Annotated in this window: 11 protein-coding genes; all 11 read right to left on the bottom strand. The window is 35.4% G+C overall.

All coding sequences use genetic code 11. The annotated features are described in order from the left end of the window. Positions 1-53: 53 nt before the first annotated feature. The 11 genes from fis to ribF all read right to left on the bottom strand — a co-directional run bounded on the left by fis (position 54) and on the right by ribF (position 12,011). Positions 54-353: a DNA-binding transcriptional regulator Fis gene (gene fis, locus EV697_RS07505; RefSeq protein ID WP_132024259.1), complete on the bottom strand. Its 300-nt coding sequence runs from the start codon at positions 351-353 to the stop codon at positions 54-56. Then, positions 334-1,329: a tRNA dihydrouridine synthase DusB gene (gene dusB / locus EV697_RS07510; protein ID WP_132024261.1), complete on the bottom strand. Its 996-nt coding sequence runs from the start codon at positions 1,327-1,329 to the stop codon at positions 334-336. Before dusB ends, fis begins: the two co-directional genes overlap by 20 nt. Positions 1,330-1,515: 186 nt before the next feature. Next, on the bottom strand, positions 1,516-2,397 hold the full coding sequence (prmA, locus tag EV697_RS07515) for a 50S ribosomal protein L11 methyltransferase (protein WP_132024263.1): 882 nt from the start codon (positions 2,395-2,397) through the stop codon (positions 1,516-1,518). A 124-nt stretch (positions 2,398-2,521) separates the two neighbouring features. Beyond that, positions 2,522-3,973: a sodium/pantothenate symporter gene (panF, locus tag EV697_RS07520; protein WP_132024265.1), complete on the bottom strand. Its 1,452-nt coding sequence runs from the start codon at positions 3,971-3,973 to the stop codon at positions 2,522-2,524. Then, positions 3,973-4,230, bottom strand: a complete 258-nt coding sequence (locus EV697_RS07525; protein WP_132024267.1) for a YhdT family protein — start codon at positions 4,228-4,230, stop codon at positions 3,973-3,975. The genes panF and EV697_RS07525 overlap by 1 nt, the downstream gene beginning before the upstream one ends. A gap of 95 nt (positions 4,231-4,325) precedes the next feature. After that, the gene (accC, locus tag EV697_RS07530; protein ID WP_132024269.1) at positions 4,326-5,672 is read right to left on the bottom strand and encodes an acetyl-CoA carboxylase biotin carboxylase subunit; all 1,347 of its coding nucleotides are present in this window, start codon (positions 5,670-5,672) and stop codon (positions 4,326-4,328) included. Between the two features lie 63 nt (positions 5,673-5,735). After that, positions 5,736-6,203, bottom strand: a complete 468-nt coding sequence (accB, locus tag EV697_RS07535; protein WP_132024271.1) for an acetyl-CoA carboxylase biotin carboxyl carrier protein — start codon at positions 6,201-6,203, stop codon at positions 5,736-5,738. Positions 6,204-6,369: 166 nt separating this feature from the next. Then, complete coding sequence (aroQ, locus tag EV697_RS07540; RefSeq protein ID WP_132024273.1) at positions 6,370-6,831, bottom strand: type II 3-dehydroquinate dehydratase; 462 nt, start codon at positions 6,829-6,831, stop codon at positions 6,370-6,372. Positions 6,832-6,919: 88 nt separating this feature from the next. Next, positions 6,920-7,912, bottom strand: a complete 993-nt coding sequence (gene menC / locus EV697_RS07545) for an o-succinylbenzoate synthase (RefSeq protein ID WP_132024275.1) — start codon at positions 7,910-7,912, stop codon at positions 6,920-6,922. Positions 7,913-8,041: 129 nt separating this feature from the next. Beyond that, positions 8,042-10,861: an isoleucine--tRNA ligase gene (gene ileS, locus EV697_RS07550; RefSeq protein WP_132024277.1), complete on the bottom strand. Its 2,820-nt coding sequence runs from the start codon at positions 10,859-10,861 to the stop codon at positions 8,042-8,044. Positions 10,862-11,078: 217 nt separating this feature from the next. Continuing rightward, positions 11,079-12,011, bottom strand: coding sequence for a bifunctional riboflavin kinase/FAD synthetase (gene ribF, locus EV697_RS07555; protein WP_132024279.1), 933 nt, complete (start codon positions 12,009-12,011; stop codon positions 11,079-11,081). Positions 12,012-12,027 lie beyond the last annotated feature (16 nt).

A 12,027-nucleotide genomic window follows, 5' to 3' on the forward strand; every position in this document is an offset into this window, starting at 1 on the left:
AAAAAACGCCTTTACTGTAAAATAAAGGCGTTTTTTAATATAAAAATTTTATTTTAGCCCATTCCGTATTTTTTTAATTTTTTACGTAATGTCCCACGATTAATACCCAACATCGTTGCCGCACGAGTTTGATTTCCACGAGTATATTGCATAATAATATCCAACATTGGATGTTCTACTTCTGATAGCACTAGCTCATAAATATCATTCACATCATGATTCTCTAACTGTGCCAAATAGTTTCTTAACGCTTGCTTAACTGAATCACGCAATGGTTTATTTGTTACTTGAGATTGTGAATTAAGAACTGAAACAGTTAATGTTTCAGCTGGATTACGTTGTTGTTCTGACATTGTTTCTATCCAATAAAATCAAATTAAAAAAATCTTCTAATGCGTCTAACTGTGCCTGAGCATCAGTAATTGCGTTAAAAGTCTGTCTAAAATCGGAATTAATGTTAATTCCTTGTAAATACCAAGCAACGTGTTTACGAGCAATACGATACCCTTTATCAACTCCATAAAATGAATGAAGATCTCGGATATGCTGTAAAATTACTGTAAATTTTTCACTTAGCGTTGGCTCTAAAACTATTGAACCGCTTTCAAAAAGGTTCAATAAAGAGCGAAATAGCCAAGGGTTTCCCAATGCGCCACGCCCAATCATTATGCCATCAGCGCCTGTATCACTGAGGACTTTTTTTGCTTTATCTAGCGAGTTAATATCACCATTTGCAATAACAGGAATCATCACCTGCTGCTTAACCGCTTTGATACTCTCATATTCAGCCTCACCTTCAAACAAACAGGCTCTCGTCCGTCCATGAATACTAAGTGCTTGAATACCTGATTGTTCTGCTATTTTAGCTATTTCAACACAGTTTTTATGTTGCCGATCCCAACCTGTGCGAATTTTTAATGTAACAGGAACATCAACAGCTTTGACCACAGATCGTAAAATACGTTCCACTAAATCAGGATATTGTAATAATGCCGAGCCTGCTAGTTTACGATTTACTTTTTTAGCCGGACAGCCCATATTAATATCAATAATTTGTGCACCGTATTCAACATTAACCACTGCAGCTTGAGCCATCTCATCAGGATCAGAACCTGCAATTTGCACTGCATTAATTCCAGCATCTTGATGATGAGATAAACGTAGTTTTGATTTTTCAGTATGCCAAACTTTTGGATTAGTTGACATCATCTCAGAAAATGTCAACGATGCTCCATAATGAAAACATAATCGCCTAAACGGTTGATCGGTTATTCCTGCCATCGGTGCTAAAAAAACAGGATTAGCAAATTGGTAACAACCTATTTTCATCTTCTACAAACCTACTTAAAAATCAAAAACTAAGCACCTAAAGCTCATTTTTTAACCTAAAATTTAAAAAATGACAAGGGCAGTATCATACGCACTTTTACTTCATTTGAAAAGAGTGATTTTTATACAAATATGATTTTTTTTTAATTTAATCATCTTTTTTTGATTTAAATCGTAGTTTTACACTTATTTTCTGTTTCCAGTAATGCGACACCATTCTTCTCGCTCTTCAACTGGATCTAATATGAAAGACTCAATATAGGCGTCACAAACAGATTGAGCTTGTGTTTCTAAAATACCAGATAACCCTAATACACCATTTTCTTTTACCAATCGGCTAATAACTGGATACAATTCTTTTAAAGGTCCTGCAAGAATATTTGCTACCACAATATCTGCTTGTAAATTGTCAGGAGTTTCATCGGATAAAAAAAGTTGTAAACGATCAGCAACAGCGTTTTGCTCGGCATTACCTCGACTTGCTAAAATGGCTTGAGGATCTATATCAATTCCGACCGCACTTTTTGCACCAAGCTTTAATGCAGCAATCGCTAATATTCCCGATCCGCAACCAAAATCAATAACGGTTTTGCCTTGAATATCTAAACTATCTAACCATTCTAAACAAAGTGCTGTTGTTGGATGTGTGCCTGTTCCAAAAGCCAACCCAGGATCGAGCATCACATTGACAGCGGTTTCATCTGGCACTTCTCGCCAACTTGGACATATCCATAATCGTTGTCCAAATTGCATAGGGTGGAAATTATCCATCCATTCCCTTTCCCAATCTTTATCTTCTATTTGTTCGATTTTATAAGCAGTATCTTCATTAATATGATGATGTGTTTCCAATAAGCCTACAATTTGTTGCATATCTGTTTCAGCATCAAATAATGCAATAACATCCGTATTTCCCCATAAACGTGTTTCACCCGGTAATGGTTCAAAAATTGGCGTATCTTGACTATCCATAAAAGTTACTGACACAGATCCAATTTCCTCTAAGAAATCACTGATCTGCTCTGCTTTTTGATTTGTGCTATTGATCCGAAGTTGTACCCAAGCCATATTATGTTCTCTATATTATGTTGATTTCTACAATTTAAATTATGATTAAAATAAAAAATACACTGTATATTCTACCTTGAATAATCGGGTTAATATACAGTGTATATACTTCGTTATAATGATTTTATTGGTTTACTAATGCCGTATTTTTTGATCTTATCACGCCAATTTGATTTCCAATTAAAAAAGCAATTAATCCCAATAATAATGATGGAACAATGGCGTGAAAATCAAAAATCTTAATTCCAACATAAGTGAGCGTAATATAACTAATAAATCCAACGATCATCGAGGCAATACCACCATAAGCATTCGCTTTATCCCAATACAATCCAAATAAAATTACCCATAAAAATGTAGTTTCTAAACCACCTAAGGCAAATAAATTTAACCAAATCAGCATATCAGGGGGATTTAAAGTTGCGATAGTAACTAAGATAGTCATAGATAATGTCGCTATGCTAGAAAAATATTTTACTCGCTTTTCATTATGAACAGCCTCTGGCTTAAATCTTAGATACAAATCTTTAATCAAAGTTGATGAGGTTTGAATTAACATTGAATCAATAGATGACATAATCGCAGCCATTGGTGCAGCCAAGAAAATACCAGCGACAACAGGTGGTAGCACTTGAATCATCAAACTTGGAATTATTTTATCTGTAACCGTCAAATTAGGTATAATCGCTCGTCCTAATGCACCAGCTAAATGAATACTTAACATTAATACTGCAATAACGATAGTACCAATAATCATTCCACTATGTAATGCTTTACTATTTTTATAGGACATCGCACGAATCAAAGTACTTGGTAATCCAAGTAATCCAAAACACACCAATACCCAAAATGAAGTCATAAAAGTAAAATCAAGGGGTCTAGCATCAATTCCATAGGGCGTAATTAATTTCGGATCAATACTTTCTAAGGTCTGCATAATATTTGCTACCCCTCCCCCTGCATAAATCACTGCTGCAAGGAGTAATACTGTTCCAATCATCATAATACTACCTTGAATGGTATCCGTTAATACTACTGCTCTAAAACCACCAATGAAAGTGTAAATACCTACCGTTACCGCAAAAATAACTATAGATAGTTTATAATCAATATTTAATGTAGTTTCCAATAAACGACCAACACCTATAAATTGCACTGACATCATAATGAAAAAAGAAACTAATAACGATAAGCTTGCGAGCAATAAAATATAAGGACTTTTATATTTTATATACAAAATATCATTAATGGTTAAACTATGGTTCTGTCTTGCCCAAATTGCAAATTTTTTCCCTAAAACACCGAGCGTAAAAAGCACCACTGGCACTTGTATCATCGCTAAAAGGACCCAGCCTAACCCAAATTTATAAGCCGCACCAGGCCCACCAATAAAAGAGCTTGCTCCAACATAGGTTGCCGCCGTTGTCATCGCTAATACAAACCCTGACATTGAGCGATTTCCTACATAATATTCCGCTAAAAAATTTCCCTTTGAGCGTTTTTGATAAGCATATACCGCCCCTAAAAAAACAAATAGAATATAAACTAATAAAGGTATAATGATTGCCCAATTCACTATTTATTCTCCTTATTTACATCATTATCTAAGTTAATCTCTTTAAACTGTAATTTAATTACCCAATACATCACAACAACAAAAACAACAGGTAAATAAATACAAGACAACTCAAACCAAAGTGGAAAATCAAATAACCCTGATGTATTGGAAGGTAAATAAGCACATACACACCAACCAATAGCATATAAAACGGTTAATAAAAAAGCCCATACAGCTTCCTTTGATGCTTGTTTATAACGAGGATCTTTTTTCATTGGTACTTTTCTCTACAATAAATATGATTAAATACTAAAATAAACAAATTTATGCTTAAAAAAAGGGAACTATTTCAGCTCCCTACTCTCTTTGACTAGTCATTAATTCCTAGCTTTTCTTCAAGGTAGTGAATATTTGCACCACCTTTTTGGAAATTTTTATCTTCTAAAATTAACTCATGCAGTGGAATATTGGTTTTTATCCCATCAATAATGGTTTCCGATAAGGCATTTTGCATACGTCTAATTGCAATGTCTCTGGTTTCACCATAAGTAATCAGTTTAGCAATCATCGAGTCATAATGAGGCGGGACGGTATACCCACCATAAACATGAGAATCCCAACGAATACCGAAACCACCTGGTGCGTGTAAATGCAATACTTTTCCAGGAGAAGGTAAAAAACTCTTTGGATCTTCTGCATTAATTCGACATTCTAACGCGTGACCTTTTACCTTAATATCTTCTTGTTTCACTGAAAGCGGTAATCCTGAAGCAATTCTTAATTGTTCTTTTACTAGATCGATGCCTGTAATCATTTCAGTAACAGGATGTTCCACTTGGATTCTAGTGTTCATTTCAATAAAATAGAACTCGCCATTTTCATATAAAAACTCAAATGTACCTGCACCACGATAACCAATTTCAGTACAAGCTTTTGCACAACGAGAGCCAATATCACGACGTAATTCTTCTGATATACCTGGAGCTGGTGCTTCTTCAACCACTTTTTGATGACGACGTTGCATTGAACAATCACGTTCAGCGAGATAAACCGCATTACCAAAGGTATCCGCTAAAACTTGAATTTCAATATGACGTGGATTTTCTAAATATTTTTCCATATATACCACATCATTATTAAAAGCAGCCTTCGCTTCTGCTTTTGTCATAGCGATAGCTTCTTCTAAAGCAGACTCGCTACGCACAACACGCATACCACGACCACCGCCACCACCTGAGGCTTTAATAATCACAGGATAACCAATACGCTTTGCAATTTCTTTATTTTTAATCATATCAGATCCAACAGGTCCATCTGATCCTGGTACACAAGGTACGCCTGATTTTTTCATAGAATTAATTGCAGAAACTTTATCCCCCATTAAGCGAATAACATCGGCAGTAGGGCCAATAAAAGTAAAACCTGAACGCTCAACCTGTTCAGCGAAGTCAGCATTTTCAGACAAGAAACCATAACCAGGATGGATTCCCTCTGCACCTGTCACCTCTGCGGCTGCAATAATGGCTGGAATATTTAAATAACTTTTTGCAGAAGGCGCTGGACCAATACAAACAGTTTCATCCGCTAACAATACGTGTTTTAACTCTCGATCAGCCGTTGAATGAACTGCAACAGTTTTAATTCCAAGTTCTTTACAGGCACGTAAAATACGTAATGCAATTTCACCACGATTAGCGATAACAATTTTTTCTAACATAAGACTATATCTCTTAGAATAATTTAATAGAACAATCAATGCCCTATTGGATAGATGACACTATTACTCAATAATAATTAATGGCTCATCAAACTCTACTGGTTCACCATCGTTAATTAAAATTGCTTTTACCGTACCTGTTTTATCTGCTTCAATGCGATTCATCATTTTCATCGCTTCAACAATACAAAGTGCATCACCTACTTTGACTGACTGCCCTATCTCAACGAATGAGTCTGCTTCTGGACTTGGACTACGATAGAAAGTCCCTACCATTGGTGAACGAACAATATGACCTGAAATATTTTCAGGATTACTTTCATCTGCTGCTGGTGTAGCTGATACAGGAGCAACCGATACTGGAGCAGCAACTTGCTGTACTGGAGGCATAGTATATTGTGCTACTGAGGCACTCGTTGTAGGTACACCACGATTAATACGAATCGTTTCTTCCCCTTCCGAAATTTCTAACTCCATAATTCCAGATTCTTCAACCAACTCAATGAGTTTTTTTATTTTGCGAACATCCATAATATTTTCCTAACGATAAATTCTTACTGCACTTTTATTAAATATTGTTCCTTAGACCAAATAAAAGAAAAAAAGTGCCTTAATAATATTGAAACTTAATTTAGCTGGCAAAGGGTACATTAAAATTTTACTTTTTGCGACTAATTTCTGCTAACTTCGTCAATTTTTATGCTTTTTTCTTTATTTCACTTAAAAAACCGCTCGCAAAGTCTAAAGCAAAATCATAACCTTTCTCCCCTAAACCACAAATTACTCCTTCGGCAATATCACTAAAATAAGAATGGTGACGAAATGCTTCCCGCTTATGAATATTAGATAAATGCACTTCAACAAAAGGAATGGATACTGCAAGTAAAGCGTCTCTTAAGGCAACACTAGTATGCGTATAAGCAGCTGGATTAATAATAATAAAATCAATCTGTTGAAAACTTTGATGAATACGTTCAATTAATTTTTCTTCGCTATTCGCTTGAAAACAAACTAATTCTATCCCTTTTTCACTCGCTAAAGTAACCAAGTTTTTCTCTATATCAATCAGTGATAAATTGCCATAATGTGCGGGCTCACGTTTTCCTAACATATTTAAGTTAGGGCCATTTAATAACAGGACACGAAAGGTTTGTGACATAATTTATTCCTTTTTACTAAATTGCTACATTATAAAGAGGTTAACGAAAAAACATAATATTATAAATTCTGGTCAAACCAATTTATGACTATTCAATGTTTATTTCCGAGATAAACTCAGAATTTAAATCTAATAGCGGTAAAGTCGATCCTTGCCAAACTCGTAATAATTGATAATCCATTAAATTAAGTGTATCTAAGCCTGCTATCGTATCTGGAGTATATTGTTTTGCAATTCGAGCAAGTTGCGTTAGCCCTAAACTACTTTCTATTGATGAGCTAATTACCGCTTTTAAACCTTGTTGATGTGCTTGTTGAATTAAATCAATACAATAATCTAAAGACCCTACAAGCGTTGGTTTAATGATAATTGCCGCTAAATTAGTTTCCGCTTCAACTTTAAAATCAGCCTCTCGCACACTTTCATCCCACGCAATAGCGATACCCGTTTCCTTTGCAAAGGCTCGACTTTGTTCACGAGTTTTACAAGGTTCTTCCAAAAATTGAATACGAGAACGATATTCAGGATTAACGTATTTCGCAAACATTCTCGCTTTTTCTGGCGTCCAACTACGATTAGCATCTAAGCGAAGAGATAAATCAGGGATCGCCTCAAGCAACATATTAGCGATCATACCATCTCTATTTGCTTCATACATTCCCACTTTGATTTTAGCCACTTTTTCACCTTGCATATTATCAAGGACTTGATAAAGCTCATCAGGATCGCCATAGCATAATGGGGCAACTTGATAATTACCTTCTTCGTTTAATTTTCCTTTTAATTCAGCTAATGCACAACTTAAACCAAATGCAACAGAAGGATACAGCCCATCTAAAGATAATTTTTGGTTACATTGACGTGCTTTATCCCAACGAGATAACCAATCTATTACTTGCTCTTTCGCTTGTTCTAAGGTTTCTTCACTAAATTCAGGTAAAGGGGCTATTTCGCCATAACCTTCATTATTACCACATTTTACATAAACAATTATCCCTTCACGTTGTTTTAAAAAACGATTACGCAAGATAAGCTGGCTATCAACAGGGATACGATATTTATACAGACGATATTCACGCATTTTTTACCTCAAGAAATGAACAACATTAAATAACACAGAGAGAACAAGGACTTATTTTAAATATATGAACAAAAAATGATTTAAAAAAAGTGCGGTCAAATTTAACCGCACTTTTATTCATATTAACTATTAAGCAAAATGTCTAACTTCACCATTGCCCTCGATATTCTCTACACAACGAGAACATAAAGTTGGGTGAGTTGCATTCATTCCAACGGTATCAGAATAATGCCAACAACGTGGACATTTCTCATCAGATGAACGAACCACTTTTACGGCAAAGCCTTTGATTTCCCCCTCAGCCACATCTGCTTCAGATAATGGTTTTACTTGTGCTTTTGAGGTAATCAATACAAAGCGTAACTCATTTTGTAATTGATTTAATACCGTTAAATATTCATCATTAGCAAACAGTGTGATTTCAGCTTCAAGCCCTGATCCAATAGTTTTATCATTACGTGCTTGTTCTAACACTCGGTTGACTTCATCACGCAGTACCAGAACTTGTTGCCAGTATGCATCATTCATCGCTTCATTAGCATCTAATGCAAATAACCCTGTATAAAATTCTTCGGTAAACACAAATTCACTGCGTTCTCCCGGAATATATTGCCAAATTTCATCAGCGGTGAAAGATAAAATTGGAGCAATCCAACGTACTAATGCTTCTGAAATATGCCATAATGCTGTTTGACAACTACGGCGTGCAAGGCTATCCGCTTTCGTCGTATATTGACGATCCTTGATAATATCTAAATAGAATGATCCCATTTCGATTGAACAGAATTTCATTAAACGTTGTACTACCGCATGGAATTGATAATTATCATAAGCCTCTTGGATCTCTTTTTGTGCTTGTAACGCACAATCTACTGCCCAACGATCTAAAACAATCATTTCTTCTGGTTTTACCATATCTACTTTAGGATCAAAACCGTTTAAGTTTGCTAATAAGAAACGAGCAGTATTACGAATACGGCGATAGCTATCGGCGGCACGTTTTAAGATTTCATCAGATACCGTCATTTCACCAGTATAATCTGTTGACGCCACCCACAAACGTAAAATATCGCCACCAAATTTATCCATTACTTCTTGTGGTGTCACGATGTTACCAATAGATTTAGACATTTTACGTCCTTGTCCATCTACGGTAAAACCATGTGTTAATACTTGCTTGTAAGGTGCTTTGTTATCTGTTGCCGTTGAAAGCATTAGAGAAGACATAAACCAACCACGATGTTGATCTGAACCTTCCAAATACATATCCGCTTCATAGCCATTAAACTCTGGGCGATTTTGTACCACAGAAGAATAAGTTGATCCCGAATCAAACCATACGTCTAAAGTATCTGGCACTTTTTGATAATTATCTGCCTCATCACCTAATAATTCTTTAGGATCTAAATCCCACCAAGCTTGAATACCTGATTTCTCAACACGTTTTGCAACTTCTTCGATTAACTCAACAGTGCGTGGGTGTAATTCTTCCGTTTGTTTATGAATAAACAAGGCAACAGGCACACCCCAAGTACGTTGACGAGAAATACACCAATCAGGGCGATTTTCCACCATTTTTTCAATTCGAGCTTGACCCCAATCTGGGATCCAACGTACTTTTTTAATTTCACTTAATGCTTGCTGGCGTAACCCTTGTGTTTCCATACCAATAAACCATTGCGGTGTCGCACGGAAAATAATCGGTGTTTTATGTCGCCAACAATGCGGGTAACTATGGCGAATATTTTGTACTTTTAATAATGCACCGACTTCTTTTAATTTTTCAATTACTAATGGATTACTTTCAAATACGCCTTTACCTGCAAAGAATTTTGCTTTGTCGGTAAAAACACCATCATTCCCAACTAAACCGACCATTTCTACATTGTATTTTTGACAAACAATAAAGTCGTCATGACCGTGATCTGGTGCAGTATGAACTAAACCAGTACCACCATCAGTAGTAACATGATCCCCTAATACTACTGGCACAATATGATCGTAAAAAGGATGATGGAATTGTAATAATTCTAAATCTGCACCTTTAGCAATACCTAATACCTTAATCTCATCAAAAGCCATTTCTTCTTTTACAGCAGCAACTAATTCTGTTGCAAGAATGAAACGTTTATCACCAGCTTGTATTAATTGATATTCTAATTCTGAATTAACTGCAATCGCACGGTTAGACGGGATAGTCCAAGGAGTAGTTGTCCAAATTACTGCTGATACCTCACCATATCCCTGTTCTGTTAAATTAAATTTATTTAGTACCGCACTTTCATCTACTGCTTTAAACGCAACATAAATAGAAGGAGAAGTTTTATCTTCATATTCCACTTCGGCTTCAGCTAAAGAAGATGCACAATCTAAGCACCAATGTACTGGCTTAGAACCTTTGTATAAATGCCCATTCTTAACCGCTTTACCAAAAGCACGAATAATATTTGCTTCCGTATCAAAATTCATCGTTAAATAAGGGTTATCCCAATCCCCTAATACACCAAGACGAATGAAGTCTTTTTTCTGTGTTTCTATTTGTTCTTTTGCGTATTTACGACATTCATTACGAAACTCTGCGGCTGAAAGTTTTTGATTAGGTTTCCCCACTAAACCTTCTACTTTTAATTCGATCGGCAAGCCATGACAATCCCAGCCAGGAATATATGGGCTATCATAACCTAAAGCAGTTTTAGATTTAATAATCATGTCTTTTAAAATTTTATTAACTGCGTGTCCGATATGAATTGCACCGTTAGCGTAAGGAGGGCCATCATGTAAAATAAAAGATTTTTTACCTTTTGAGGATTGACGAATTTTTTGGTAAAGCGCTTTGTCATACCAATTTTTTAACATATTTGGCTCACGTTTTGCCAAATCACCACGCATTGGAAAACCTGTTTGTGGCAAGTTAAGGGTATTTTTGTAATCTACTGTTGCATCAGACATTTTATTCTTCCACGTTATATATAATAATTAAATCAATAATCTCCGCATTATACGCATAAATTTACTAAGATAAAAGGCTGAATTAGCGACAAATAAGAGATATACCAAGAGATTTTAACACTATAAAATGATTTAATTAAGGATCCTATTAAACAATAATAATCAACGATACAAACTGTACTACATCGTTATAGTACATTATTTGCCAATCATTACCTTATAATTGAAAATACTGCCTTGCTACAATGACATCTTGTTGAATTTGTGTCTTTAACAGCTCAAAAGATGGGAATTTAATTTCATTTCTTATTTTTAAGCAAAATTCTACTTGAATATGTTGTCCATAAAGATTCTCATTAAAATCGAAGAGATGAACTTCAAGAATTTGTTTTATGCCATTAATGGTCGGTCGCTTGCCAATATTAGCAACACCAAAATATTGCTGTTGCTTGCCTAAAATAACCTTGACGGCATACACCCCTTTTACGGGATTAACTTGACGATGAAGATGAATATTGGCAGTAGGAAATCCAATTGTCCGTCCTAATTTATTACCGTGTGCCACACTTCCCCAAATTCGATAAGGTCTGCCAAGTAGCTTTTCAGCCAGTTGAAGATCATCATCTGCTAATGCTTGACGAATACTCGTGCTACTAATACGCTGATTATCGAATAAAAAACTCTTATTATTTTCTACGCCAAAACCAAATTGAATCCCCGCCTTTTGTAATAGCTGAAAATCCCCTTGTCGTTGTTGACCAAAACGAAAATCATCGCCAATACTTAAAAATTTAACATTTAATTTTTTAACTAACCAAGACTCAATAAAATGCTCTGCGGATTGCTCTGCAAAAGTGCGGTTAAATTTAACACTAAAAACATAATCAATCTCAAGTTGTTGTAAATAATACAGCTTATCTCGTAAACGCATTAATCGAGCAGGGGCATTTTTCCCCATAAAATATTCACTAGGTTGAGGCTCAAACACCATCACAACAACAGGCAAATTTAATTTTTTTGCTTGCACTTTTAAATGGTTTAATACCGCTTGATGTCCAAGATGTACTCCATCAAAATTCCCGATAGTTAATGCACAACCTTGCTTTGAAAATAAATCAGGCAAATGATGAATACTACGAATTAATTTCATTGAATATTCCACTAAA

The organism is Bisgaardia hudsonensis, assembly GCF_004345785.1.
Taxonomy (GTDB): Bacteria; Pseudomonadota; Gammaproteobacteria; order Enterobacterales; family Pasteurellaceae; genus Bisgaardia; species Bisgaardia hudsonensis.